Annotated in this window: 20 protein-coding genes and 26 tRNA genes; 43 read left to right on the top strand and 3 right to left on the bottom strand. The window is 51.5% G+C overall.

The features are described from left to right. Positions 1 to 44: 44 nt before the first annotated feature. Positions 45 to 1307: a glutamyl-tRNA reductase gene (gene hemA, locus C9I99_RS18790; protein ID WP_107350371.1), complete on the bottom strand. Its 1263-nt coding sequence runs from the start codon at positions 1305 to 1307 to the stop codon at positions 45 to 47. A gap of 245 nt (positions 1308 to 1552) precedes the next feature. On the opposite strand from hemA, the gene lolB reads away from it, so the two are divergent. The 31 genes from lolB (at position 1553) to C9I99_RS18635 (ending at position 9526) form a co-directional block, all read left to right on the top strand. After that, on the top strand, positions 1553 to 2185 hold the full coding sequence (gene lolB, locus C9I99_RS18785) for a lipoprotein insertase outer membrane protein LolB (protein ID WP_243734670.1): 633 nt from the start codon (positions 1553 to 1555) through the stop codon (positions 2183 to 2185). An 8-nt stretch (positions 2186 to 2193) separates the two neighbouring features. Then, positions 2194 to 3057, top strand: a complete 864-nt coding sequence (gene ispE / locus C9I99_RS18780) for a 4-(cytidine 5'-diphospho)-2-C-methyl-D-erythritol kinase (protein ID WP_107350370.1) — start codon at positions 2194 to 2196, stop codon at positions 3055 to 3057. Positions 3058 to 3089: 32 nt separating this feature from the next. Beyond that, positions 3090 to 4037 (top strand): ribose-phosphate pyrophosphokinase, encoded by a 948-nt coding sequence (locus tag C9I99_RS18775; protein WP_133638264.1) that lies wholly within the window; start codon positions 3090 to 3092, stop codon positions 4035 to 4037. 126 nt (positions 4038 to 4163) lie between these two features. Then, complete coding sequence (gene pth, locus C9I99_RS18770) at positions 4164 to 4754, top strand: aminoacyl-tRNA hydrolase (RefSeq protein WP_107350369.1); 591 nt, start codon at positions 4164 to 4166, stop codon at positions 4752 to 4754. 90 nt (positions 4755 to 4844) lie between these two features. After that, positions 4845 to 5936: a redox-regulated ATPase YchF gene (gene ychF / locus C9I99_RS18765; protein ID WP_107350368.1), complete on the top strand. Its 1092-nt coding sequence runs from the start codon at positions 4845 to 4847 to the stop codon at positions 5934 to 5936. A 334-nt stretch (positions 5937 to 6270) separates the two neighbouring features. Further along, positions 6271 to 6347: transfer RNA gene (locus C9I99_RS18760), tRNA-Met, on the top strand. A 30-nt stretch (positions 6348 to 6377) separates the two neighbouring features. Further along, positions 6378 to 6462 (top strand) — tRNA-Leu (locus tag C9I99_RS18755). 59 nt (positions 6463 to 6521) lie between these two features. Then, positions 6522 to 6596 (top strand) — tRNA-Gln (locus tag C9I99_RS18750). Positions 6597 to 6641: 45 nt separating this feature from the next. Next, positions 6642 to 6718: transfer RNA gene (locus C9I99_RS18745), tRNA-Met, on the top strand. A gap of 31 nt (positions 6719 to 6749) precedes the next feature. Then, a tRNA-Leu gene (locus tag C9I99_RS18740) sits at positions 6750 to 6834 on the top strand. A 61-nt stretch (positions 6835 to 6895) separates the two neighbouring features. Further along, positions 6896 to 6970: transfer RNA gene (locus C9I99_RS18735), tRNA-Gln, on the top strand. A 46-nt stretch (positions 6971 to 7016) separates the two neighbouring features. Beyond that, positions 7017 to 7093 (top strand) — tRNA-Met (locus C9I99_RS18730). 33 nt (positions 7094 to 7126) lie between these two features. Then, positions 7127 to 7211: transfer RNA gene (locus C9I99_RS18725), tRNA-Leu, on the top strand. A gap of 67 nt (positions 7212 to 7278) precedes the next feature. Then, a tRNA-Leu gene (locus C9I99_RS18720) sits at positions 7279 to 7363 on the top strand. 37 nt (positions 7364 to 7400) lie between these two features. After that, a tRNA-Gln gene (locus tag C9I99_RS18715) sits at positions 7401 to 7475 on the top strand. Positions 7476 to 7511: 36 nt separating this feature from the next. Then, positions 7512 to 7588, top strand: a tRNA-Met gene (locus tag C9I99_RS18710). A gap of 31 nt (positions 7589 to 7619) precedes the next feature. Next, positions 7620 to 7704: transfer RNA gene (locus C9I99_RS18705), tRNA-Leu, on the top strand. 61 nt (positions 7705 to 7765) lie between these two features. Beyond that, a tRNA-Gln gene (locus tag C9I99_RS18700) sits at positions 7766 to 7840 on the top strand. 36 nt (positions 7841 to 7876) lie between these two features. Continuing rightward, positions 7877 to 7953 (top strand) — tRNA-Met (locus C9I99_RS18695). A 33-nt stretch (positions 7954 to 7986) separates the two neighbouring features. Beyond that, a tRNA-Leu gene (locus C9I99_RS18690) sits at positions 7987 to 8071 on the top strand. Between the two features lie 67 nt (positions 8072 to 8138). Then, positions 8139 to 8223, top strand: a tRNA-Leu gene (locus C9I99_RS18685). A gap of 37 nt (positions 8224 to 8260) precedes the next feature. Beyond that, a tRNA-Gln gene (locus C9I99_RS18680) sits at positions 8261 to 8335 on the top strand. A gap of 42 nt (positions 8336 to 8377) precedes the next feature. Beyond that, a tRNA-Leu gene (locus C9I99_RS18675) sits at positions 8378 to 8462 on the top strand. Positions 8463 to 8523: 61 nt separating this feature from the next. Continuing rightward, positions 8524 to 8598: transfer RNA gene (locus C9I99_RS18670), tRNA-Gln, on the top strand. Positions 8599 to 8640: 42 nt separating this feature from the next. Next, positions 8641 to 8725 (top strand) — tRNA-Leu (locus C9I99_RS18665). Between the two features lie 67 nt (positions 8726 to 8792). After that, positions 8793 to 8877 (top strand) — tRNA-Leu (locus tag C9I99_RS18660). A 37-nt stretch (positions 8878 to 8914) separates the two neighbouring features. Then, positions 8915 to 8989 (top strand) — tRNA-Gln (locus C9I99_RS18655). 42 nt (positions 8990 to 9031) lie between these two features. Beyond that, positions 9032 to 9116 (top strand) — tRNA-Leu (locus C9I99_RS18650). Between the two features lie 77 nt (positions 9117 to 9193). After that, a tRNA-Leu gene (locus C9I99_RS18645) sits at positions 9194 to 9278 on the top strand. A gap of 31 nt (positions 9279 to 9309) precedes the next feature. Next, positions 9310 to 9384: transfer RNA gene (locus tag C9I99_RS18640), tRNA-Gln, on the top strand. 57 nt (positions 9385 to 9441) lie between these two features. Further along, positions 9442 to 9526 (top strand) — tRNA-Leu (locus tag C9I99_RS18635). A gap of 200 nt (positions 9527 to 9726) precedes the next feature. Here C9I99_RS18635 and C9I99_RS18630 read toward each other — a convergent pair. After that, a complete protein-coding gene (locus C9I99_RS18630) occupies positions 9727 to 10887 on the bottom strand; it encodes a 2-octaprenyl-3-methyl-6-methoxy-1,4-benzoquinol hydroxylase (RefSeq protein WP_107350367.1) in 1161 nt (386 codons plus the stop codon). A gap of 130 nt (positions 10888 to 11017) precedes the next feature. Between C9I99_RS18630 and mtgA the strand changes: the two genes are divergently transcribed. The 7 genes from mtgA (at position 11018) to C9I99_RS18590 (ending at position 18357) form a co-directional block, all read left to right on the top strand. Then, positions 11018 to 11722, top strand: coding sequence for a monofunctional biosynthetic peptidoglycan transglycosylase (mtgA, locus tag C9I99_RS18625; protein ID WP_107350366.1), 705 nt, complete (start codon positions 11018 to 11020; stop codon positions 11720 to 11722). Between the two features lie 160 nt (positions 11723 to 11882). Beyond that, entirely contained in the window at positions 11883 to 13307 is a 1425-nt protein-coding gene (miaB, locus tag C9I99_RS18620) for a tRNA (N6-isopentenyl adenosine(37)-C2)-methylthiotransferase MiaB (protein WP_107350365.1), read from the top strand. Between the two features lie 81 nt (positions 13308 to 13388). Continuing rightward, the gene (locus tag C9I99_RS18615) at positions 13389 to 14486 is read left to right on the top strand and encodes a PhoH family protein (protein ID WP_166645521.1); all 1098 of its coding nucleotides are present in this window, start codon (positions 13389 to 13391) and stop codon (positions 14484 to 14486) included. Beyond that, positions 14486 to 14950: an rRNA maturation RNase YbeY gene (gene ybeY, locus C9I99_RS18610; protein ID WP_107350363.1), complete on the top strand. Its 465-nt coding sequence runs from the start codon at positions 14486 to 14488 to the stop codon at positions 14948 to 14950. The genes C9I99_RS18615 and ybeY overlap by 1 nt, the downstream gene beginning before the upstream one ends. A gap of 99 nt (positions 14951 to 15049) precedes the next feature. Beyond that, positions 15050 to 15922 carry a CNNM family magnesium/cobalt transport protein CorC gene (corC, locus tag C9I99_RS18605; protein WP_107350362.1) on the top strand — a complete coding sequence of 291 codons (873 nt, stop codon included), beginning with the start codon at positions 15050 to 15052 and terminating at the stop codon, positions 15920 to 15922. A gap of 3 nt (positions 15923 to 15925) precedes the next feature. Beyond that, positions 15926 to 17485: an apolipoprotein N-acyltransferase gene (gene lnt / locus C9I99_RS18600; protein WP_107350361.1), complete on the top strand. Its 1560-nt coding sequence runs from the start codon at positions 15926 to 15928 to the stop codon at positions 17483 to 17485. A gap of 209 nt (positions 17486 to 17694) precedes the next feature. Continuing rightward, complete coding sequence (locus C9I99_RS18590) at positions 17695 to 18357, top strand: lipid-binding SYLF domain-containing protein (protein WP_107350359.1); 663 nt, start codon at positions 17695 to 17697, stop codon at positions 18355 to 18357. 101 nt (positions 18358 to 18458) lie between these two features. On the opposite strand, the gene C9I99_RS18585 is transcribed toward C9I99_RS18590, so the two are convergent. Then, complete coding sequence (locus tag C9I99_RS18585) at positions 18459 to 18941, bottom strand: zinc ribbon-containing protein (RefSeq protein ID WP_107350358.1); 483 nt, start codon at positions 18939 to 18941, stop codon at positions 18459 to 18461. Positions 18942 to 19125: 184 nt separating this feature from the next. Between C9I99_RS18585 and leuS the strand changes: the two genes are divergently transcribed. The 5 genes from leuS (at position 19126) to rlmH (ending at position 24513) form a co-directional block, all read left to right on the top strand. Next, a complete protein-coding gene (gene leuS / locus C9I99_RS18580) occupies positions 19126 to 21702 on the top strand; it encodes a leucine--tRNA ligase (protein WP_107350357.1) in 2577 nt (858 codons plus the stop codon). Between the two features lie 196 nt (positions 21703 to 21898). After that, positions 21899 to 22540 (top strand): LPS-assembly lipoprotein LptE, encoded by a 642-nt coding sequence (locus C9I99_RS18575; protein WP_208113467.1) that lies wholly within the window; start codon positions 21899 to 21901, stop codon positions 22538 to 22540. Beyond that, positions 22537 to 23565 carry a DNA polymerase III subunit delta gene (gene holA, locus C9I99_RS18570; RefSeq protein ID WP_107350355.1) on the top strand — a complete coding sequence of 343 codons (1029 nt, stop codon included), beginning with the start codon at positions 22537 to 22539 and terminating at the stop codon, positions 23563 to 23565. The genes C9I99_RS18575 and holA overlap by 4 nt, the downstream gene beginning before the upstream one ends. A 153-nt stretch (positions 23566 to 23718) precedes the next feature. Further along, the gene (gene rsfS, locus C9I99_RS18565; protein ID WP_107350486.1) at positions 23719 to 24036 is read left to right on the top strand and encodes a ribosome silencing factor; all 318 of its coding nucleotides are present in this window, start codon (positions 23719 to 23721) and stop codon (positions 24034 to 24036) included. A gap of 6 nt (positions 24037 to 24042) precedes the next feature. Continuing rightward, positions 24043 to 24513, top strand: coding sequence for a 23S rRNA (pseudouridine(1915)-N(3))-methyltransferase RlmH (rlmH, locus tag C9I99_RS18560; protein WP_107350354.1), 471 nt, complete (start codon positions 24043 to 24045; stop codon positions 24511 to 24513). The last annotated feature ends 6 nt before the right edge of the window (positions 24514 to 24519 follow it).

Here is a 24519-nt window from a genome sequence, read left to right as displayed (position 1 = left end):
TTCTACTGTATTCCATTAAAGGCAGGGAAGGTTCCCTGCCAGCATTAATTCTTGCCGGTATCTAAGCCGAGCGTTTCACGGATCACAGCCAGCTTTTCTGGCTCACCTTCTTTGGCCGCCTGCTGCATGGCACGGGTAGGCGCGTGGATAAGTTTGTTGGTCAGTTTGTTGCTGAGCTCCACCAGCACTTTCTGAGGATCGCTCCCATTGGCCAGAGCCTGCAAACTGCGCGTCAGCAGTTCTGATTTGAGCTCTTCAGCCTGACAACGGTACTGGCGAATACTGTCGACCGCTTCGAGTGAGCGGATCCAGCTCATGAACGCCGCGCTTTCCTCACTGACGATAGCTTCGGCCTGTATGGCCGCCACTTTACGCTGTTCACGGTTTTTCTCAACAATACTGTGCAGATCATCAACCGAGTACAGGTATGCGTCGCTAAGCTCACCCACTTCTTGCTCAATATCGCGGGGAACGGCAATATCCACCAATAACATAGGTTGATGGCGGCGAGCCTTGATGGCTTTCTCGACCATCCCCTTGCCGATGATCGGCAGCGGGCTGGCGGTTGAGCTGATCACAATATCAGCTCGGTGTAGATGCTCCGGGATCTCCGGCAGGCTGATCACCTCTGCGCCGAACTCGCGAGCAAGATTCTCTGCCCGCTCCTTGGTTCGGTTGGCAACGATCAAGCGGTTGCAGCCTTGCTCGACCAAATGCCGGGAAACAAGCTCAATGGTCTCGCCGGCGCCAACCAACAACACCGTAGCCTCTTCAAGGGACTCGAAAATCTGTTTAGCCAGAGTACAGGCAGCAAAAGCCACCGATACCGCGTTGCCGCCAATATCAGTTTCCGTACGAACCCGCTTTGCCACGGTGAACGTTTTGTGAAACAGCTTTTCCAACATCCCCTGAATAACTCGGTTATCACGGGAGTCAGAATAAGATTGTTTAACCTGACCGAGGATCTGCGGTTCACCCAAGACCAATGAATCAAGCCCGCAAGAGACCCGCATCAAATGGCGGACAGCCGCTTGCTCTTCATGAAAGTACAAGCTTGGCATCAGCTCTTCGGTGTTGATCTGGTGAAACTTACTCAGCCAGTCAATCATGAGCCCGGGGCCTTGCTGTGTCACATCGCAATACAACTCTGTACGGTTGCAGGTTGAGACGATCACCCCACTATGGATCTCTGGATGGTTTTCCAGTTGGGTCAAGGCCAGCTTCATCTTTTCAGGCGAAAACGCAACCCGTTCACGCAAGTCTACCGAGGCTGTTTTATGGTTTATTCCTAGTGCAAGCAATGTCATGGAGACGGTGTACCATTTCGCCGATGAAATATGATTTAAGGGCGGATTTTACTTGATGCCCCCGCTGAATTAAAGAACGCATATTGAATCTACGTGGCAATAATCCACATAAGTTAGCATTCAATTATTCAAAGATTAGGAAAAAAGAGTGACAGCCACAGACCTTTTCATGAGAGAAGGAGTTGGAAATATTAAGGTTTTACCGCTATTGTTTGCCAACAATACTCAATAAAAAAGTGATAACGATGATGTCATTATTGCGACCAGCCCGACATCCTTTTGCCCGCATTTCCCGAAAAGCCCCTTGGTTAACCCTCATCCTGTCGCTGCTGGCAGGCTGTGCGACCCAGCCACCGCAAACAAGCCAAACCGACTGGGAAAGCCATGAGCAAGATCTTCAGGCACTCTCCAGCTATCAGGCCAAAGGAAAGATCGGTTACAAAGGCAAGCAACGTTTCGGCGCCAATTTGGTTTGGGAAACCGCGCCCCAGCAAGATCATCTATTACTAACAAACTTCCTGGGTTCGACCCTGTTAAAGCTTGACGCGACCCCAAATCGCGTGACCTTGGTCGACAATTCAGGCAAAACCCATCAGGGCACCAATGCCAGTGAATTAGTTTCCACCCTGACGGGCATCAACTTACCGATCGAGCAAATGCGTGACTGGCTCATCGGCTTGCCGACCGCTGCCGATACCTACCAGCTCAATAATGAAAATAGGGTCAGCTACCTTGCCAAGCGTGTTGACGATAAACTGTGGCAGCTCGACTACAACGAGTACGACTATTCGGTCAGCCCAGCGCTACCCAAACGCATGGTCTTGAGCACCACCGGTGCCAGTATTACCCTGATTATCCACCAATGGTCCATCAACTAGAGAACGCTATGATCACCCGCACCACCCAATGGCCGGCACCGGCCAAACTGAATCTTTTTCTGTACATCACCGGCCGCCGTTCAGATGGCTACCATGAACTGCAAACCCTGTTTCAGTTTCTCGATCACAGCGATACCCTGACCATTACGGCCAACGACAGTGATCGCATTACCCTCTCGCCAGCCATCGATGGCGTAAAAACCGAGGACAACCTGATCTACCGCGCCGCAGATGCACTGCGCCAACGGACGGGGATCCAAGCCGGGGCCGACATCCATATCAACAAAATTCTGCCAATGGGCGGTGGCCTCGGTGGCGGATCATCCGATGCCGCCACCACTTTGGTCGCCCTTAACTACCTGTGGCAAACCAACCTGAGCACCGACGAGCTGGCCACATTGGGCTTGGCGCTGGGTGCCGATGTACCGGTATTTGTTCGTGGGATAAGTGCGTTTGCAGAGGGCGTCGGTGAGCAATTACAGCCAGCAGCGCCCGAAGAAAAGTGGTATCTGGTTGTCAAACCAGAGGTAAATATTGCTACGGTAGATATTTTCACCCATCCGGGGCTAAAAAGAGATAGCGAAAAACGGTCTTTAAATGCACTGTTAGCAGGGGTTTACGAAAACGATTGCGAAAAAATCGTCAGATCACTGCACCCCGAGGTTGATAAGGCGCTTTCGTGGCTGTTAGAATACGCGCCGTCGAGATTGACCGGCACTGGCGCTTGCGTGTTTGCTGAATTCAGCACACCAGAAGCGGCCAATGCAGCCCTGAATAAATTACCTGACTGGCTCCAAGGATTTGTCGCAAAAGGTGTCAACACATCTCCCCTTTTGACAGCCTTGTTCGCACATTCTACGGATTGTCAGTAACTACAACTTGGACGCAACCTGAGGTTTCCACCGTGCCTGATATGAAGCTGTTTGCTGGTAACGCGACACCAGAACTAGCCCAACGCATTGCTGACCGTCTTTACATTTCTCTAGGAGACGCAACAGTTAACCGTTTTTCCGACGGTGAAGTCTGTGTTCAGATTAATGAAAACGTTCGTGGTAGCGACGTATTTATCATTCAATCTACTTGTGCGCCAACCAATGACAACCTAATGGAACTGGTTGTTATGATCGATGCGCTACGCCGTGCTTCTGCAGGCCGTATCACCGCTGTAATCCCTTACTTCGGTTATGCTCGCCAAGACCGCCGCGTCCGTTCTGCCCGTGTGCCAATCACGGCTAAAGTCGTTGCCGACTTCCTGTCGAACGTAGGTGTTGACCGCGTTCTGACTGTTGACCTACACGCTGAGCAAATCCAGGGCTTCTTTGATGTTCCTGTAGATAACGTGTTCGGTAGCCCAGTACTACTAGAAGACATTCTGGCGAAGAACCTGGAAGATCCAGTTGTTGTTTCTCCAGATATCGGTGGTGTTGTCCGTGCCCGCGCTATCGCGAAGCTACTTGACGACACAGATATCGCTATCATCGACAAGCGTCGCCCACGTGCCAACGTGTCTCAGGTAATGCACCTGATCGGTGATGTTGAAGGTCGTGACTGTATTATCGTTGATGACATGATCGATACCGGTGGTACACTGTGTAAAGCAGCTGAAGCACTGAAAGATCGTGGTGCTAAGCGCGTATTCGCTTACGCAACACACCCGGTATTCTCTGGTAGCGCACCACAGAACATCCGTGAGTCTGTGATTGACGAAGTGATCGTAACTGACTCAATTCCTCTGACTCAGGAAATCATTGACACTGGCCGTGTATCGGTTCTGACGCTATCAGGCATGCTTGCTGAAGCTATCCGTCGCATCAGCAACGAAGAGTCAATCTCAGCGATGTTCCAGCACTAATTCTGGACTGCCAAAGAGATTCAACGCCCCGCCTTGTGCGGGGCGTTTTTCGTTAAGATATCAATTTTGCCTAATTTGATATAATATGGCGCGCGATTTTACAGCCCCTAAACTTGAGAGATCAGTGTGAGTAACAATATTCGCTTACTTGTTGGCCTAGCAAACCCCGGAGCCGAATATGCCAGGACCCGACACAATGCCGGCGCCTGGATCGTAGAAGAGCTGGCCCGTGTACACAATGTCAGCCTACGAGAAGAAGCCAAGTATTTTGGCCAAACCGCCCGGATCCAGACCAATGGGCAGGATCTTCGCTTGTTGATCCCGTCGACCTACATGAACCTCTCGGGTAAATCGGTTGCTGCTCTGGCGAAGTTCTTCCAGATCAAACCAGAAGAAATCTTGGTTGCCCACGATGAACTTGATCTCCCTCCGGGTGTGGCCAAGTTCAAGAAAGGTGGTGGTCACGGTGGTCATAACGGCCTGCGCGACATCATCAGCAAAATGGGTAACAACAAAGATTTCTACCGCCTGCGTGTGGGCATCGGCCACCCAGGTGATAAAAACAAGGTCGCGGGTTTTGTCCTTGGCAAGGCACCAGCCAAAGAGCAGGAAAATATTGATGCCGCCGTCGATGAAGCGGTACGCTGCATGGATATTTTGCTCAAAGATGGCTTAAACAAAGCCCAAAATCGACTACATTCATTCAAAGCTGTATAAGCCGGATACTGTAGTCACTACTGAATTTATTTTTCGGCAGCAGCTCTGCCGGACTGTTTTACCGAACAATTACCAAAAGGGTTACACACCATGGGTTTTAAATGCGGAATCGTCGGCCTGCCTAACGTAGGTAAGTCCACTCTTTTCAACGCCCTGACCAAAGCAGGGATCGAGGCAGCGAACTTCCCGTTCTGTACTATCGAACCAAACACAGGCGTTGTGCCAGTGCCGGATCTGCGTCTTGATGCCCTGGCAGCTATCGTTAACCCTGAGCGCATTCTGCCGACAACGATGGAATTCGTTGACATCGCAGGTCTGGTTGCAGGTGCATCAAAAGGTGAAGGCCTAGGAAACAAATTCCTGGCCAACATCCGCGAAACGGATGCCATCGGCCACGTTGTGCGTTGTTTCGAAAACGACAACATCATTCACGTCGCTGGTAAGATCAACCCGATCGACGATATCGAAGTGATCAACCTAGAACTTGCTCTGTCTGATCTTGATACCTGTGAGCGTGCAATCCAACGCCAGGCCAAACGTGCCAAAGGCGGTGACAAAGATGCCAAGTTCGAAATCGCTGTACTGGAAAAAATGCTGCCAACGCTAACCGAAGGCGGCATGGCACGTTCAATCGAGCTTAGCAAAGAAGAGTTCGCAGCGATCAGCTACCTGAACTTCCTAACGCTTAAGCCAACCATGTACATTGCCAACGTGAGTGAAGACGGCTTCGAAGATAACGAATACCTAGACATGGTGCGCGAACTTGCAGAGAAAGAAAATGCAGTGGTTGTGCCTGTCTGTGCTGCTATCGAATCCGAAATTGCAGAGCTTGACGATGCTGATCGCGAAGAGTTCCTGTCAGACATGGGGATCGAAGAGCCGGGCCTAAACCGCGTGATCCGTTCTGGTTACGAGCTACTGGACCTACAAACTTACTTCACCGCAGGTGTGAAGGAAGTGCGTGCATGGACTATCCCTGTCGGTGCCACCGCCCCTCAAGCAGCCGGTAAGATCCACACCGACTTCGAAAAAGGCTTTATCCGTGCAGAAGTGGTCGGTTATGACAACTTTATCGAGTTCAACGGCGAAAGCGGTGCGAAAGAAGCCGGTAAATGGCGCCTGGAAGGTAAAGACTACATCGTTAAAGACGGTGACGTTGTCCACTTCCGTTTCAATGTGTAATTAAGCCGACGCTTTTTTGCCTCACGGAAAGCCAGCCTCTGTGCTGGCTTTCTTTTATCTGCGCTCCGGCAATTGCTTCACTCGGTTTAATGTAATTACGTACCAATATTGTTTTCCACTAACAATGTTGTTTTATCGCTTTCAGACGCACTAAAACGCATAAAAGCAGTTGTTTAGCACGGCAAACATCCAGTTCGTCCAAATAACCAACGAACAAGCGAATTTTTTCAAGATATTCAAAAAAACTGTTGACGCTTTTGGCTGGTATGAGCATAATGCGCCCCGTTCCCGAGACGGCGGCCAGATAGGCGGACGGCTTGGAAAACAACAAAATGGCTACGTAGCTCAGCTGGTTAGAGCACATCACTCATAATGATGGGGTCACAGGTTCGAATCCCGTCGTAGCCACCATCTCTCTTCTCTGGAAGCGAGATACAATGTGCGGAAGTGGCGAAATTGGTAGACGCACCAGATTTAGGTTCTGGCGCCGCAAGGTGTGAGAGTTCAAGTCTCTCCTTCCGCACCATATTTTCTTAACAAGCTTTTTGCTTGGTTAGGATGAAAGTCTCTGAAAAGAGCAACTGCAGGTCTATCGCCAAGCGGTAAGGCAGCGGCTTTTGATGCCGCCATTCCCTGGTTCGAATCCAGGTAGACCTGCCAACTTTACAAGGTTGTGGATTACTAGTATAGTCGGCAACCCATGATGGCTACGTAGCTCAGCTGGTTAGAGCACATCACTCATAATGATGGGGTCACAGGTTCGAATCCCGTCGTAGCCACCATTTCTCTCCGTTAGGGTGAGACACAAAATATGCGGAAGTGGCGAAATTGGTAGACGCACCAGATTTAGGTTCTGGCGCCGCAAGGTGTGAGAGTTCAAGTCTCTCCTTCCGCACCATATTTTCTTAACAAGCTTTTTGCTTGGTTAGGAAAAACAAGTCTCTGAAAAGAGCAACTGCAGGTCTATCGCCAAGCGGTAAGGCAGCGGCTTTTGATGCCGCCATTCCCTGGTTCGAATCCAGGTAGACCTGCCAACTTTACAAGGTTGATGATTATCATGTATAGTCGGCAACCCATGATGGCTACGTAGCTCAGCTGGTTAGAGCACATCACTCATAATGATGGGGTCACAGGTTCGAATCCCGTCGTAGCCACCATTCTCTCCTTTAGGGTGAGAAACAACAATTTGTGCGGAAGTGGCGAAATTGGTAGACGCACCAGATTTAGGTTCTGGCGCCGCAAGGTGTGAGAGTTCAAGTCTCTCCTTCCGCACCATCATTCTTTGATTGAGCTTCGGCTTGATTAAGAACACCAGAGAAGCAGCTGGCAACAGCACAAAAATGCGGAAGTGGCGAAATTGGTAGACGCACCAGATTTAGGTTCTGGCGCCGCAAGGTGTGAGAGTTCAAGTCTCTCCTTCCGCACCATTCTCTCTGGTATCAAGTCTCTGAAAAGAGCAACTGCAGGTCTATCGCCAAGCGGTAAGGCAGCGGCTTTTGATGCCGCCATTCCCTGGTTCGAATCCAGGTAGACCTGCCACATTACACTCATTAGCAAATGCTGATGATACATGATGGCTACGTAGCTCAGCTGGTTAGAGCACATCACTCATAATGATGGGGTCACAGGTTCGAATCCCGTCGTAGCCACCATTCCTCGCCTATACGGTGAGACACAAAATATGCGGAAGTGGCGAAATTGGTAGACGCACCAGATTTAGGTTCTGGCGCCGCAAGGTGTGAGAGTTCAAGTCTCTCCTTCCGCACCATATTTTCTTAGCAAGTTTTTTGCTTGGTTGGGAAGATCAAGTCTCTGAAAAGAGCAACTGCAGGTCTATCGCCAAGCGGTAAGGCAGCGGCTTTTGATGCCGCCATTCCCTGGTTCGAATCCAGGTAGACCTGCCACATTACACTCATTAGCGAATGCTGATGACACATGTTGGCTACGTAGCTCAGCTGGTTAGAGCACATCACTCATAATGATGGGGTCACAGGTTCGAATCCCGTCGTAGCCACCATTCTCTCCTTTAGGGTGAGAAACAACAATTTGTGCGGAAGTGGCGAAATTGGTAGACGCACCAGATTTAGGTTCTGGCGCCGCAAGGTGTGAGAGTTCAAGTCTCTCCTTCCGCACCATCATTCTTTGATTGAGCTTCGGCTTGATTAAGAACACCAGAGAAGCAGCTGGCAACAGCACAAAAATGCGGAAGTGGCGAAATTGGTAGACGCACCAGATTTAGGTTCTGGCGCCGCAAGGTGTGAGAGTTCAAGTCTCTCCTTCCGCACCATTCTCTCTGGTATCAAGTCTCTGTAAAGAGCATCTGCAGGTCTATCGCCAAGCGGTAAGGCAGCGGCTTTTGATGCCGCCATTCCCTGGTTCGAATCCAGGTAGACCTGCCATTATTACACTTAACGAGTTTCTTCGGGACATTCGGTAAGTATGCGGAAGTGGCGAAATTGGTAGACGCACCAGATTTAGGTTCTGGCGCCGCAAGGTGTGAGAGTTCAAGTCTCTCCTTCCGCACCATATTTTCTTAACAAGCTTTTTGCTTGGTTAGGAAAAATAAGTCTCTGAAAAGAGCAACTGCAGGTCTATCGCCAAGCGGTAAGGCAGCGGCTTTTGATGCCGCCATTCCCTGGTTCGAATCCAGGTAGACCTGCCATAATTAGACTTAACGAGGTTCTTCGGAGCATTCGATAAGTATGCGGAAGTGGCGAAATTGGTAGACGCACCAGATTTAGGTTCTGGCGCCGCAAGGTGTGAGAGTTCAAGTCTCTCCTTCCGCACCATCATTCTTTGATTGAGCTTCGGCTTAATTGAGAATAACCAGAGAAGCAGCTGGCAACAGCACAAAATGCGGAAGTGGCGAAATTGGTAGACGCACCAGATTTAGGTTCTGGCGCCGCAAGGTGTGAGAGTTCAAGTCTCTCCTTCCGCACCATTCTCTCTGGTATCAAGTCTCTGTAAAGAGCATCTGCAGGTCTATCGCCAAGCGGTAAGGCAGCGGCTTTTGATGCCGCCATTCCCTGGTTCGAATCCAGGTAGACCTGCCATTATTACACTTAACGAGTTTCTTCGGAACATTCGGTAAGTATGCGGAAGTGGCGAAATTGGTAGACGCACCAGATTTAGGTTCTGGCGCCGCAAGGTGTGAGAGTTCAAGTCTCTCCTTCCGCACCATTATTTGAGTTGCCCATCATTGATGTTCAATTCAATGTAAAGTTAGAGAATAAGCTGTTTGATCAGCTACAATATATGCGGAAGTGGCGAAATTGGTAGACGCACCAGATTTAGGTTCTGGCGCCGCAAGGTGTGAGAGTTCAAGTCTCTCCTTCCGCACCATTCTCTCTAACATACTCAGCAGAGTACCTGCAGGGCTATCGCCAAGCGGTAAGGCAGCGGCTTTTGATGCCGCCATTCCCTGGTTCGAATCCAGGTAGCCCTGCCATCTTTTGCTTAACGTCTTTTGTTATTCATTGCTAAAATGGATATAGACGGTAAGTACGCGGAAGTGGCGAAATTGGTAGACGCACCAGATTTAGGTTCTGGCGCCGCAAGGTGTGAGAGTTCAAGTCTCTCCTTCCGCACCATCTTTAGAAACCCACCTTTTGGTGGGTTTTCTTATGTCTGGCATATGGTTATGTGAATACATGGCTATCTAGAAATGCTGACAGTAGATTTTACAACCAACTCAATGATCGTATCTCTCTGGTTGTTAAGCCGAATGTTTTGACAAACATTCGGCTTTTTTCTTTTTCAGGACTGATGCCGACGACCTCGCACCGAGCAATTACATCCCCATCGCATATTTCAGTACTTTTTGCTTAATCGGCCCGGCCTGCTCGGCCAACTTCAAACCGGCATTGCGTAAGAACTTCACCGGCAGTAGGTTGTTACTGAAGGTGGTATAGAAAAAGTCCATGCCGCTCTGCATCAACAGGTTATCCGGACGCCGGCGGCGCTCATAAGCTTTGAGTACCCGTACGTTAGACCAATCTTGGCCTGCTTTCTCGATTTCATGCAGCAAGACATCAACATCCTTGAAGCCAAGATTGACCCCCTGCCCCGCCAAAGGATTAATGGTATGGGCCGCATCGCCTAACAACACCACGCCAGACTTATAGTATCGCTGAGCATGGCGACGGGTTAGCGGGAATCGGCCATGGTTGAGCACCTTTATTTCACCCAGCTCTGGCGGGAAATGGGTAATGATCTGTGCTTCCAGTTGCGCTGGGGTCATCGCCGATAGCTGCTGGATCTTCGCTGGACTGTCGTACCATACCAATGAGCCCTGATGGCCCGGCAATGGCAAAAATGAACGCGGGCCATCAGGGGTAAACATCTGCCAGGTAATATCCTGCTGTGGCAAGGCGGTTTCGACATTGAGCAGCATACAGTGCTGGCGATAGTCCCATGCAGTGATCCCAATCCCCGCCTGCTGGCGAACACGAGACTGTGCGCCATCAGCTCCGACCAGCAAGGTGGCGTGCAATGGGTTACCCTGCTCGAGCGCAATCTCATAACCATTGTCGGTTTCGACTGCTGAGACCATACGGGCCGGACACTTTACCGTCAGGTTAGGGTAGAGTTCGAATTGCTGCCACAACGCCAGCTGGATCACCCGGTTTTCGACAATATAACCAAGGCGGTCAAGGTGCATGTGTTCGGCATTGAAACGGGTACGGCACTCTGGGTGCTCCCAGGTTTCCAATCGTTTATACGGGCAAAGACGCATCGCCGTCACCACCTCCCATGCTCCCAGCCGCTCCAACAATGAAACAGAATGCGGAGAAATAGCCGACACTCGCAGATCCATTGGCTGCGAGGGTTCAAACGGGGCTGGGGTGACCCCTTCCAACACTGCAACAGATAACCCCTGCTGGGCCAAACCTATTGCTGTTGCCGCCCCGACCATACCACCGCCAGCCACAACCACATCAAACTGTTCCATATTGGTTTCCATTTGTTATGCTCAAGAAAAGAGTACCGCGCCCACAGGCGCATTGCTGCCATTATTCTACCAAAATTCACAAGCGCATCAGTGATTAATACACGCTAACTGCCGCACAGAGACAAGGGTGATGACCGGATTTATCAAACGCTGGCTACTCAGGCTGCTAATGCTTGCACTTCTGTTACCGATCTTGTTGGTGTGGGCCGGGAAGTCTATCAACCCGCCAGTCTGGGGCTGGCAACTTCACCGGGAATGGTTTCCACCACCAGGCTATCCGCCACGTTCAGCCCACCTGTGGGTACCCATGGAGGCGATATCAACCAATGCCCAGCTCGCGGTAGTGGCGTCTGAAGATCAACACTTTCCCGACCATTACGGGTTTGATATCAATGCTATCCTCGCGATCCTCAAACAGACCGGCCGTGAGGGCCCCAGCCGGGGAGGTAGCACTATCACCCAGCAGACCGCCAAGAACCTGTTTCTGTTTCCGTCCCGTACCTTCCTGCGCAAAGGGGTCGAGCTCTACTTTGCGCTGTGGATGGAGTTACTCTGGGACAAATCACGGATTTTGGAGGTCTACCTCAACATCGTTGAGTTCGGCCCCGGCCTGTTCGGCGTAGAAGCAGCCAGCCAAACCTTTTTTGGTATTCCCGCTCGTCGCCTCAGCGCCCAGCAAGCCGCCCAGTTGGCAGCGGTATTGCCCAACCCCTACCGGATGCAACCTGCGCCCATGAGCCCCTATATTCAGCAGCGCAGCCAATGGATACGTCAACAAATGCGTCAATTGGGCCCTCAAACCCTCAATAAACTCAAACCGCTAGCGACAGAATGAAAAACCACAATATATTCGGGGTGGTGATGATCTAGTCAGGCACGCCTTAAAGCAGTACAATACGCGGCTTGCTACCGCAGGCGGCCTTGTTTTTGGCCGCTAAAGCGGAATGAAGCAATGTGAAATGCAATGAATAAACACTACGAGTGAAGAGTTAGACATGGCTAAGAAACTGCTTATCAAAACCTGGGGTTGCCAGATGAACGAATACGATTCATCAAAAATGGCCGATCTTCTTAATGCAGCCAATGGCTTCGAGTTAACGGAAGAACCAGAAGAAGCAGACGTTCTGCTGCTTAACACCTGCTCCATCCGTGAAAAAGCCCAGGAAAAAGTGTTCCACCAGCTTGGTCGCTGGAAAACCCTAAAAGACAAAAAACCTGAGCTAGTGATCGGCGTGGGTGGTTGTGTAGCAACCCAGGAAGGCGATTCAATCCGCAAGCGTGCACCGTATGTCGATGTCATTTTCGGCCCACAGACACTGCACCGCCTGCCTGAGATGATCAAACAATCGCAGAGCGACCATGCACCAGTCATGGATATTTCCTTCCCGGAAATCGAGAAGTTCGACCGCCTACCAGAGCCTCGTGCCGAAGGTCCATCGGCGTTCGTTTCGATTATGGAAGGCTGCTCTAAGTACTGCACCTACTGTGTGGTTCCTTACACCCGTGGTGAAGAAGTGAGCCGTCCGCTGGATGACGTGCTATTTGAAATCGCCCAGCTGGCAGAACAAGGCGTACGTGAAGTCAACCTACTTGGCCAGAACGTCAATGCTTACCGCGGTGCGACTCACGATGATGAGATCGCGACGTTCGCAGAATTGCTGCGCCTGGTTGCAGCTATCGATGGTATCGACCGTATTCGCTACACCACCAGCCACCCGATCGAGTTCACTGACGACATTGTCGAAGTGTACCTAGATACCCCTGAGGTGGTGAGCTTCCTGCATCTACCGGTGCAAAGTGGTTCAGACCGTATTCTGGCGAACATGAAGCGCCCGCACACGGCGATCGAGTACAAGTCGAAGATCCGCAAACTGCGCAAAGCACGTCCGGATATCACGATCAGCTCTGATTTCATCGTTGGTTTCCCGGGCGAATCAGATCAGGACTTCCAGGATACGATGAAACTGATCCGCGATGTGGACTTCGATATCAGCTTCAGCTTCATCTTCTCTGCCCGTCCGGGTACGCCAGCAGCCGATTACCCATGTGATCTGCCTGAAAAAGTGAAGAAAGAACGCTTGTATGAACTGCAGCAACAGATCAATACTCAGGCTATGCGCTATTCTCGTCAGATGCTAGGTACCGAGCAGCGTATCTTGATTGAAGGCCCATCAAAGAAGAACGTGATGGAATTGCGTGGCCGTACCGAGAACAACCGCGTAGTGAACTTTGAAGGTTCGCCAGAGCTGATCGGCCAGTTCGTTGACGTGAAAATCACTGACGTCTTCACCAACTCACTACGTGGTGAGCTGGTTCGCACCGAAGCGGAAATGGATCTACGTGTAGCCATGTCTCCAGCCGAAGTGATGGAAAAAACACGCAAAGAAGATGAATTGGGTGTTGGCGTATATACTCCATAGTAAGACGCCCGTCTGAACACAAGTCGGACGCGCCCTGAACCCTAGGCCACCCACACGGGTGGCCCTATTGAGAGGCAAATCTTGAGCAAAGTTATTACTATTGAATTCAATCTGGAACCCGCCAATAACCAGCGCCTTTCCAGCCTTTGTGGCCCTTTCGACGATAACATCAAACAACTTGAACGCCGTTTGGGTGTAGAAATAAACCACCGCAGCAGCAGCTTCAGCGTGGTCGGCCAACCCCACACAGCCGAAGCGACCGCCGATATCATCAAAACCCTGTATGTCGATACCGCCCCGGTACGCAACACCATTCCTGACATCGAACCTGATCAGGTTCACTTGGCGATCAAAGAATCCGGTGTCCTAGAGCAGTCGACCGAATCAAGCATTCCTTATGGCAAGGAAGTGGTGATCAAAACCAAAAAAGGGGTGATCAAACCACGTACGCCTAACCAGGCCCAATACATTGCCAACATGGTCCGCCATGACATTACCTTCGGTATTGGCCCGGCAGGTACCGGTAAGACATACCTGGCCGTCGCCGCGGCGGTTGATGCGCTAGAGCGTCAGGAAATCCGCCGTATTCTACTGACCCGCCCAGCGGTTGAAGCCGGTGAGAAACTGGGTTTCCTACCGGGTGATCTGAGCCAGAAAGTCGACCCATACCTACGCCCGCTCTATGACGCCCTGTTTGAAATGCTGGGTTTCGAGCGTGTTGAGAAGTTGATTGAACGTAACGTGATTGAAGTTGCGCCGCTCGCCTACATGCGTGGCCGTACCCTCAATGATGCCTTCATCATTCTTGATGAAAGCCAGAACACCACCGTCGAGCAAATGAAGATGTTCCTGACCCGTATCGGCTTCAACTCCCGAGCGGTGATCACCGGTGACGTAACCCAGATCGACTTGCCTCGCGGTGCCCGTTCAGGCCTGCGCCATGCGATTGAAGTCCTGTCCGATGTCGATGAGATCAGCTTCAACTTCTTCCAGGCCGACGATGTCGTCCGCCACCCAGTGGTTGCGCGAATTGTACAGGCTTACGAAGTATGGGAAAGCGCCGATCAGAAGCAGCGCAAGCTTGCCGAACAACGCCGACGTGAAGAGCAAGCCGTCATGCAAGCGGCAGCTGCCGCATCGGTTGCCGCACCAGCAGTAGAAACGGAAAAAACAAACTAATGGCGATTTATCTTGATCTCCAGGTAGCCACTGAAAACACAGACGGTATGCCTGGCGAAGCCCAATTCCAGCAGTGGCTAGATGCCACTGTCACTCCTTTTCAAGCCGATGCCGAAGTCACTATCCGATTGGTGGATGAGGAAGAGAGCCATAGCCTGAACCATGGCTACCGTGGCAAGGACAAACCCACCAATGTCCTCTCTTTTCCATTCGAGGCACCACCGGGTGTGGAGCTGGAACTGTTGGGCGATTTGATTATTTGCCGACAGGTCGTCGAAAAAGAAGCCATGGAGCAGGATAAACCTCTAAATGCCCATTGGGCGCACATGGTTGTACACGGCAGTCTTCATCTGCTAGGTTATGACCATATACAGGACGACGAAGCAGAAGAGATGGAAGGCTTGGAAACGGACATCATGCAGCAGATGGGCTATGCCGATCCGTATGCCGAAGAAAAGCAGTAAACTTTTCATGATATTGTTGTCAAACTGATACGGCACATAGAGGTGCCGTATACACCCGTGGCACAGCCACTTAACTGAGAGAAGTAATTCTTACAAACAATGAACGAAGATAACTCACAAAATTCTGAAGGTCCGAGTAGAAAGTCCTTCTTTGAACGAATTGGCCAGCTATTTCAAGGCGAGCCACAGAACCGCGAAGAGCTTGTCGAAGTCTTCCGTGATTCAGAAGAAAACGATTTGATCGACCACGACACCCGCGACATGCTCGAAGGGGTCATGGAAATTTCCGAGATGCGTGTCCGTGACATCATGATCCCGCGCTCTCAGATGGTTACAATCGAGCGTTCTCAGAAGGTAGAGGATCTAATTAATTTAATTGTTGATGCCCAGCACTCACGCTACCCGGTGATCAGTGACGATAAAGACCACGTCGAAGGGATCCTTCTGGCCAAAGATCTTTTGCGTTACCTACAACCAAACAGCGAACCGTTCGACATGGAAAAAGTACTGCGACCTGCGGTCGTTGTGCCGGAAAGCAAGCGTGTTGACCGCCTGCTCAAGGAGTTCCGTGAAGAACGTTACCACATGGCGATTGTGGTCGATGAGTTTGGTGGGGTATCCGGTGTTATCACCATTGAAGATATCCTTGAACAAATCGTTGGCGAAATCGAGGATGAATTCGACGACGAGGAAGAGCAGGATATTCGTCAGTTAAGCAAACACACATATGCGGTGAAGGCGCTGACAACCATTGAAGAGTTCAATGAAATGTTCCATACCCAATTTAGCGATGAGGAAGTCGACACCGTCGGCGGCCTGGTAATGACCAGCTTTGGTCACCTGCCAGCACGAGGCGAAATCGTTGAATTGACGGGCTACTCATTCAAGGTAACGTCAGCCGACAACCGCCGGGTTATTCAGTTGCAAGTGACCGTGCCTCACGAAGCACCTCAACCGACGACAACATCATAACGAATGACGAAAAATACCCTTAAGAAGTTGGGACAGCCATTGCTGGCTGTCCCAGCAGGTGCCTTGGCCACCTTATCCTTTGCTCCCTACCATCACTGGTACCTTGCTCCACTTTCCCTCTTTGTTTTCCTGTACCTGCTGCAGAACCAATCCGTCAAGCGCTCCGCGCTGATTGGCTTGCTCTGGGGCTTGGGCCTATTTGGCACAGGGATCAGCTGGGTACATGTCAGTATCGCCAATTTCGGCGGTATGCCTTGGTTGGCCGGTTGGGCGCTGATGGCATTGCTGATTGGCTACCTGGCCCTCTACCCCGCCGTATTCGGTGCCCTGTTCAACAAATTCAATCGTGGTCGTCCGTTCCATCAGCTGATGCTGAGCGGCCCGGTGATCTGGCTGTTGCTCGACTGGATCCGCGGCTGGCTGATGACCGGCTTCCCATGGCTGTGGTTGGGCTACGGCCAAATTGATAGCCCATATGCCGGGTTTGCCCCTATCTTGGGAGTCGAAGGGATCACCTTGGCACTGCTGCTCAGTTGCGGTGCCCTTGTCGCAGCCACTTACTACCGCAACTGGCGCCCGCTACTGGTACCGGTATGCATTTTGGCAATTGGCCTGTTTGCAGGCCAGAAACAGTGGGTCAAACCGGACATCGACAATACCCTTGATGTCGCGATGATCCAGGGTAACGTACCGCAGGAAATCAAATGGCTGCCAAGCCAGCGCTGGCCGACCCTGATGAAGTTCACCGATCTGACCCGGGAAAACTGGGGTGCCGATCTGATCATCTGGCCGGAAGCGGCGATCCCGGCGTTGGAAACCCAGGTCACCACCTTCCTGCAGAACCTCGATGCGGCAGCGCGCAATAACAACAGCACGGTGATCACCGGCGTACTGGATCAAAACGAGCAAGGGGAGTTTTACAACAACATCCTGACTCTCGGGGTCAATTCAGTCGGCCCATACCAGTACGAACAGGCAGAGCGCTATAGCAAGCACCACCTGCTACCGTTTGGTGAATTCGTGCCGTTTGGTGATATCCTGCGCCCAATCGCGCCGTTCTTCAACCTGCCGATGTCTTCGTTCAGCCGGGGGGATTACATCCAGCCGAATCTCGAGGCCAATGGCTACTCGCTGGCACCGGCATTGTGCTACGAAGTCGCATTCAGCGAACAGGTGCGTCGCAACGTCAATATCGATACCGAATTCTTGCTGACCCTGTCCAACGATACCTGGTTTGGTAAATCCATAGGCCCATTCCAGCATATGGAAATAGCCCAGATGCGCTCACTCGAACTCGGCAAGCCCCTGCTACGGGCAACCAACAGTGGCCTGACCGGTATTGTCGACCACAAGGGGAAGATCATTGAGCAAATCCCACAGTTCGAAACAGGAGTCCTCAGGGCTGAAGTGGTACCCACTATCGGTTTGACGCCGTACACCACTCTCGGAAGCTGGCCGCTGTACATCTACATCCTGTGGTCTGTCGCCCTGTCGTGGATCCTGATCCGCCGTCAGGGCGGTCGGTTCCGTGACGAGCAGCCGCAAGTGAATTACCACGACTAGCCGGCTAGCCGGCTAGCCAGCATAACGCTGAATCAACGCTGACAATTTCCCCAAAAGGCGAAGGTAACCCCTTCGCCTTTTCATTCACCTTGTTAATATGTTGGACAGATAACCAAGCGATCTGTATCGGAGTGTGCCACAGCGCGGTGTACTGACTGTACCTATCAAAAACTTGGAATAACAACACAATGTCTATTTTGGGAATGCCAATGAAATCAATCAACAAACTCTTTGCCACGCTATGCAGCGTCGCTATGCTCTGCGTGGCAACAAGCTCGATAGCAAAAGAAAGCCTTGAAACCCAAGCGGCCCTCACCCAGTTCCAGGCCGCTTCGCAAACCCAGCCCTTTTTCCACACCGCTTATGGCTATGCGGTTTTTCCTTCTATCGGTAAAGGCGGTTTCTGGCTCGGTGGTGCCTATGGCAGCGGCACAGTATTCAAAGATGGCGACATTACTGGCCAAGCCAAGTTATACCAAGTTTCTTTTGGTTTGCAGTTCGGCGGCCAATCCTACAGCGAAATTATTTTCTTCCAGGACAAGCGGGCCTATGAGCGCTTCATGGCCGGCAATTTCGAGCTAGATGCATCGGCCTCTGCGGTGGCCTTGACCGAGGGCGCCCAAGCCAATGCGGGGACATCAGGCTTCCGTGCCAGCGCCGGTGATAAATTTGTCGACGCTGACTATACCAACGGTGTGGCGGTATTCACTGCCGCCAAAGGTGGGATGATGGTGGAAGCAGCCATCGCTGGCCAAAAATTCAGTGTCGACCCAATCCAGCGTGCCTCTTACCCGTCAGCGGCCGTACCCACCCAGCTCCCAGAGCCTGCACCAACCACGGTAGTGGTAGAGACAGTAGAGCCTCTAGAGTAATACCAGACAGACTACTAGTCTGAGCCTATCAGAGTCACCGGCGACAATAAAAAACGGGCCCTTTCAGCCCGTTTTTGTTTGCTTGGTTTAGTCGGTGCAGCCTACGGCGACAGCGGCTTGCGGGTAAAGCGGTTATGACCGCATTTGAGGCAAGGCGAGATCTCTTTGACGTGGGTGATAACCTCGTCGTGGCCACACTTTTCACACACCAGATGGCCAAGGCCAACAATCTCACCGGCTTCATAGACGCCCTGGTGCTTGAGATCATCCATTACCTCGTGCCACTCAATCTGGGTTTTGTCCGTCACTTCGGCTAGTCCCTCCCAAATCGTCTCTTTTACTACCCGGTAAAATGGGCTGTCGCTGAACGGTGCCGGGCTCTCGTCAGCATTCTGGCCGAACTCCTGCACATCCCGTTTAAGGTATGCAGAAATCAATGCCAGTTCGTCTTTGGTCATGTCACTGGCCGCTTGACGGTACTTTTCCGTCACTTCTGCCCAGTGTTTTAGCTCATCAGGACTGTGCTTGAGGGTTTCCGTGACTTGCTCAAGTAGCCCCTCATAATCCGTTTTCTTTGTTGCCATAGGTCACCTCCTATCCGCTAATTCACCGGCATCCGTCTGCCTTCTGCGTCATTGGCACCATTATAGGCCAACAATTCGCCCCCGAAGTGGTTTCAGCTATTGTTGACACCTTTACCTTTAGTTATTCTATGTCGATTATATTGAATGTGTTTGTACTCAACTCACAAAATCCCGGATGTCATCGATGCAAGAACAATATCGTCCACAGGACATTGAACAGAAAGTTCAAGAACATTGGGACAACAAAAAGACCTTTGTTGTAAGTGAAGACCCTAATAAAGAAAAATTCTACTGTCTCTCCATGTTCCCGTACCCAAGTGGTCGACTTCACATGGGTCACGTGCGTAACTACACCATCGGTGATGTGATCTCTCGTTACCAGCGCCTACAAGGCAAGAACGTGATGCAGCCAATCGGTTGGGATGCATTCGGTCTACCGGCTGAAAATGCTGCGGTTAAAAACAAGACTGCGCCAGCGCCTTGGACATACGAGAACATCGAATACATGAAGAACCAGCTGAAGCTGCTGGGCTTTGGCTATGACTGGGACCGTGAATTCGCGACTTGTACGCCGGAGTACTACCGCTGGGAGCAGGAGTTCTTCACTAAACTTTACGAGAAGGGTTTGGTTTACAAGAAGACCTCTTCAGTAAACTGGTGTCCGAATGACCAAACTGTACTGGCTAACGAGCAGGTTGAAGACGGTTGCTGCTGGCGTTGTGATACGCCGGTAGAACAAAAGAAAATTCCTCAGTGGTTCATTAAGATCACTGAATACGCTCAAGAGCTGCTTGACGATCTAGACAACCTTGAAGGTTGGCCTGAAATGGTGAAAACCATGCAGCGTAACTGGATCGGCCGCTCTGAAGGTGTTGAGCTATCTTTCGCGGTTAACGGTGAAGATGCCCCTCTAGAAGTTTACACAACACGTCCTGATACACTAATGGGTGTTTCTTACGTGGGTATTGCTGCCGGTCACCCTCTTGCAGAGAAAGCCGCTCAGAATAACCCTGAGCTAGCGGCATTCGTTGAAGAGTGCCGTAACACCAAGGTTGCTGAAGCTGAACTGGCGACCATGGAAAAGAAAGGGATGGATACCGGCCTAACGGCTATCCACCCACTGAACGGCCGTGAAGTACCGGTATTTGTTGCTAACTTTGTCCTGATGGATTACGGCACAGGTGCGGTAATGGCGGTTCCAGCTCACGATCAGCGTGACTACGAATTCGCCACCAAGTACAAGTTAGACATCATTCCAGTGATCAAGCCTGAAGACGGCAGCGAGCTAGATGTCTCTGAAGCGGCTTACACAGAGAAAGGCGTTCTGTTTGATTCGGGCGAATTCGATGGCCTTGGCTTCCAAGCCGCGTTCGATGCCATTGCAGCGAAACTTGAAGCGGAAGGTAAAGGCAAGAAGACCGTAAACTTCCGTCTGCGTGACTGGGGTGTCTCTCGTCAGCGTTACTGGGGTGCACCAATCCCAATGGTAACCACCGAAGACGGTGAAGTTCACCCGGTTCCAGCTGATCAACTACCTGTCATCCTGCCGGAAGACGTGGTAATGGACGGCGTCACCAGCCCAATCAAAGCGGATAAAGAGTGGGCAAAAACCACCTTTAACGGCGAGCCAGCTCTACGTGAAACAGATACCTTCGATACGTTCATGGAATCGTCTTGGTACTACGCACGTTACTGTTCACCTCAGGCTGACGACATTCTAGACCCAGAAAAAGCGAACTACTGGCTACCCGTCGACCAGTACATTGGTGGTATCGAGCACGCTTGTATGCACCTATTGTACTCGCGCTTCTTCCACAAATTGCTACGTGACGCAGGTTACGTGACTTCTGACGAGCCGTTCAAGCAGCTGCTGTGTCAAGGTATGGTACTGGCCGATGCTTTCTACCACACCAACGACAAGGGCACCAAAGAGTGGATCGCACCAACTGACGTTGAAATCGAGCGTGACAGCAAAGGTCGCATCGAAAAAGCAACGGATGACAAAGGCCGCGATGTAACTCACTCAGGCATGATCAAAATGTCTAAGTCGAAGAACAACGGTATCGACCCGCAAGAGATGGTAGACAAATACGGTGCCGATACCGTTCGTCTATTCATGATGTTTGCATCACCTGCAGACATGACCCTTGAGTGGCAAGAGTCTGGTGTTGAAGGTGCCAACCGCTTCTTGAAACGCGTGTGGAAACTGGTTAACGAACATGCAAGCAATGGTGCAGCAGACGCTGTCGATGTTGCGGCATTATCTTCTGATCAGAAAGCCCTGCGCCGTGATGTGCACAAAACGATCGCTAAAGTGGGTGACGATATTGGCCGCCGCCAAACGTTCAACACCGCGATTGCGGCTATCATGGAACTGATGAACAAACTGGCTAAAGCCTCTCAAGAATCAGCACAAGACCGTGCCCTACTTGACGAAGCCCTGAAAGCTATCGTTCGTATGCTGTACCCAATGACACCGCATATCTGTTTCGAAATGTGGGAAACACTGGGCGAGAGCAACATCGATGACGCACAGTGGCCAGTTGCCGACGACAAAGCCATGGTTGAAGACGAAAAACTGATCATCGTACAGGTGAACGGTAAACTTCGCGCTAAACTAACGGTGGCGGCAGACTCGACCAAAGAGCAAGTCGAAGCCTTGGCGATGGCCGATGAAGGCGTGACCAAATTCACAAACGAAAAAACCATTCGTAAAGTGATTTATGTACCAGGCAAACTGCTGAACATCGTTGCAAACTAATTTCGCATCGAACTAAAGCAATTTCCTAGTGCCTAACCTGTGGCTCCAGTTTGGAGCCACAGTTTAATCCGGCTCACACACCCCAACTAGAACCATCCGCGTCAGCCGATCAGTTTTCACTTTTTTTCATGGAGCAGACTCGGTGAGAGCTTTCATTTCTCCAAAAAGCATTATCCGAACCTTCTTTGTTGTCCTCATGGCGTTGACAACTGCATCTTGCGGTTTTCACCTCCGTGGTAACTACATGTTGCCCGACGACATTGCCAAACTTTCCCTGACCAGTTTTGACCAATACGGTCAACTGCACCGTCAGGTAAAGTCACAATTCCAACTGCACGGTATCGAGTCCGTCGCGCCGTCAAGCAAAGTGCCGAACCTGCATTTAATCGGCGAATCGACCGGTGAGCGTACCCTGTCGCTGTACCAAAATGCCCGTGCCGCCGAGTACGAACTGACTTACACCGTCCGCTATAGTATTGTCGTGCCGCAAAAAGGCAGCCAGACCTTTACCACCCGCGTCAACCGTACCTTCCTTGATAACCCGCTAACGGCACTGGCAAAATCTGTCGAACGCAACATGATCGAGCAAGAAATGCGCGAACAGGCCGCCAAGCAGATCATGCGCCAGCTAGCCCGCCTGACAGCCGTCTTCAACCAGATGGAAGAAGCAGAGCTGCAAGCCCTGCTGGAGCAAAGCGCGAATGCCGACCGCAATGATGAGCAAGTTACAACCGAACTCGGCTTGGACATAAAAGCCAAAAGCGATCCTGCCAGCGACAATGCCAACCAGGCGACAATGCAAGATGTGCAGATTGAGCAGGTTGAAACGGCGCAATGAGGATTTTCCCGGAACAACTGGTGCAGCAGTTAAGTAAAGGGCTGCGCCAAGCCTATCTGTTATGCGGTAATGAACCGCTGCTCAAGCTCGAAGCCAGCGGCCACATCAAGCAGGCAGCCCAGCAAGCAGGCTTTGACGAGCGCCACAGCTTTACGGTCGACGCGCAACTGGACTGGAATACGGTTCTCGATTGCTGTCAGGCCATGAGCCTGTTTTCTGCCCGCCAGATCATTGAGCTCGAGCTACCTGAGAACGGCCTCAATGCCCAGCAGGTCAAGTCATTCCAGGAAGTCATTGACGCCCTGCATGAGGACATATTGCTCCTGCTCCAGGGGCCACGCCTCAACAAAAAACAGGAAAGTACCAAGTGGTTCAAGGCTCTGGACGCACAGGGACTGTATATTCCCTGCAATACCCCCGATGCCCGCCATCTGCCGAGGTTTATTCAGGGACGCTGCCAGCAGCTCGGGCTGAAACCGGATCATGAATCGGTACAGCTATTGGCCCAATGGCATGAGGGTAACCTGCTCGCCTTGGCCCAGAGCCTGCAAAAGCTGGTGCTGCTCTACCCCGACGGTGATCTGACCATCGTCCGCCTTGAGCAAGCACTGAGCCGCCATAACCACTACACCCCGTTCCAGCTGCTTGACGCCGTACTGGCAGGTCAGGCCAAGCGCAGCCAACGGGTATTGCGCCAATTGCAGGGCGAAGGTGTCGAGGCGGTGATCTTGCTACGTACCTTGCAACGTGAGCTGACCCAGCTGTATAAAATGCAGGAAATGGGCAGCAAGGGCACCTCGCTCAACAACATCTTCGAGAACTTCCGGATCTGGCAAAGTCGGCGGGAAGTCTACATCGGCGCACTGCACCGCTTACCGCTCCCCACTATCATCCGGCTGCTCCGACAGTTAGCTGAACTGGAGCTGCGGGTAAAAACCGACTTTGACGATCAGCCATGGGACGCCCTATCGGCCCTGTGTGCCGAGATGTGTGGCGTAACGACCGCTTTACCGGACAAGTTTTAGCCATCCGGCACAAGTTAGACGCAGGCGATGTAAAGTTACTGCCAACTTGTCATGGACAAGCTTGAGCATGGTATACTGCGCCGCTACATTGGGACCCGGTACACTCTCTGGGTCTACAGTAATGACACCCAACAAACAAAAGAGGATCCCCTTTTGCAGGTTCAAGAACTACACGATTTTATTGTTGATAAAGTAGACGACATCAAAGCACAGGACATCATTACCCTGGATGTTCGCGGTAAATCCAGCATCACTGATTTCATGGTGCTTTGCACCGGTACCTCAAACCGCCATGTCGCCTCGATTGCCGATCACGTTAACAAGGAATCGAAGCTAATTGATTACCCGCCATTTGGGATCAGCGGCGAAGAAGACGGTGAGTGGGTAATCGTTGATATGGGGAGTGTTATGCTGCACATCATGCAAGAAGATGCACGCAACCTTTATCAACTGGAGAAGCTTTGGGGCTAACCGACAATGAAGCTTCAACTTATTGCTGTCGGCACCAAGATGCCGAAATGGGTCGAGGAAGGCTACAAAGAGTATAGCCGCCGCTTCCCGAAAGACATGCCGCTCGAACTGGTTGAAATCACGGCTGGCAAGCGCGGTAAAAATGCCGATATCGCTCGCATTCTGCAAAAAGAAGGCGAGGCGATGCTGGCCGCAGTGCCAAAAGGCAACCGAATTATCACCTTGGATATCCCGGGCAAGCGCTGGGATACCGAGCAATTGGCCGATCAAATGGAAAGCTGGAAACTGGATGGCCGAGATGTGTCTATCCTGATCGGCGGTCCGGAAGGCTTGGCACCGGCTTGCAAGGCAGCGGCCGATCAAAGCTGGTCACTGTCCCCCCTGACACTACCCCATCCGTTGGTGCGTATTGTCATGGCCGAAAGCCTATACCGTGCGTGGAGCATCACCGCGAACCACCCGTACCATAGGGAATAATGGGCA

Origin of the sequence: Photobacterium lutimaris, from assembly GCF_003025555.1 — a bacterium.
Classification (GTDB): Bacteria; Pseudomonadota; Gammaproteobacteria; order Enterobacterales; family Vibrionaceae; genus Photobacterium; species Photobacterium lutimaris.
Note: the sequence above shows the minus strand (reverse complement) of the source record. Positions and strands in the feature narration are given on the sequence as shown.

Bases quoted from the DNA above. Each gene is read 5' to 3' on its own strand.
- hemA (WP_107350371.1), bottom strand. From the start codon at position 1,307: ATGACATTGCTTGCACTAGGAATAAACCATAAAACAGCCTCGGTAGAC.
- lolB (WP_243734670.1), top strand. From the start codon at position 1,553: ATGATGTCATTATTGCGACCAGCCCGACATCCTTTTGCCCGCATTTCC.
- ispE (WP_107350370.1), top strand. From the start codon at position 2,194: ATGATCACCCGCACCACCCAATGGCCGGCACCGGCCAAACTGAATCTT.
- ychF (WP_107350368.1), top strand. From the start codon at position 4,845: ATGGGTTTTAAATGCGGAATCGTCGGCCTGCCTAACGTAGGTAAGTCC.
- C9I99_RS18630 (WP_107350367.1), bottom strand. From the start codon at position 10,887: ATGGAACAGTTTGATGTGGTTGTGGCTGGCGGTGGTATGGTCGGGGCG.
- mtgA (WP_107350366.1), top strand. From the start codon at position 11,018: ATGACCGGATTTATCAAACGCTGGCTACTCAGGCTGCTAATGCTTGCA.
- miaB (WP_107350365.1), top strand. From the start codon at position 11,883: ATGGCTAAGAAACTGCTTATCAAAACCTGGGGTTGCCAGATGAACGAA.
- ybeY (WP_107350363.1), top strand. From the start codon at position 14,486: ATGGCGATTTATCTTGATCTCCAGGTAGCCACTGAAAACACAGACGGT.
- corC (WP_107350362.1), top strand. From the start codon at position 15,050: ATGAACGAAGATAACTCACAAAATTCTGAAGGTCCGAGTAGAAAGTCC.
- lnt (WP_107350361.1), top strand. From the start codon at position 15,926: ATGACGAAAAATACCCTTAAGAAGTTGGGACAGCCATTGCTGGCTGTC.
- C9I99_RS18590 (WP_107350359.1), top strand. From the start codon at position 17,695: ATGAAATCAATCAACAAACTCTTTGCCACGCTATGCAGCGTCGCTATG.
- C9I99_RS18585 (WP_107350358.1), bottom strand. From the start codon at position 18,941: ATGGCAACAAAGAAAACGGATTATGAGGGGCTACTTGAGCAAGTCACG.
- leuS (WP_107350357.1), top strand. From the start codon at position 19,126: ATGCAAGAACAATATCGTCCACAGGACATTGAACAGAAAGTTCAAGAA.
- C9I99_RS18575 (WP_208113467.1), top strand. From the start codon at position 21,899: ATGGCGTTGACAACTGCATCTTGCGGTTTTCACCTCCGTGGTAACTAC.
- holA (WP_107350355.1), top strand. From the start codon at position 22,537: ATGAGGATTTTCCCGGAACAACTGGTGCAGCAGTTAAGTAAAGGGCTG.
- rlmH (WP_107350354.1), top strand. From the start codon at position 24,043: ATGAAGCTTCAACTTATTGCTGTCGGCACCAAGATGCCGAAATGGGTC.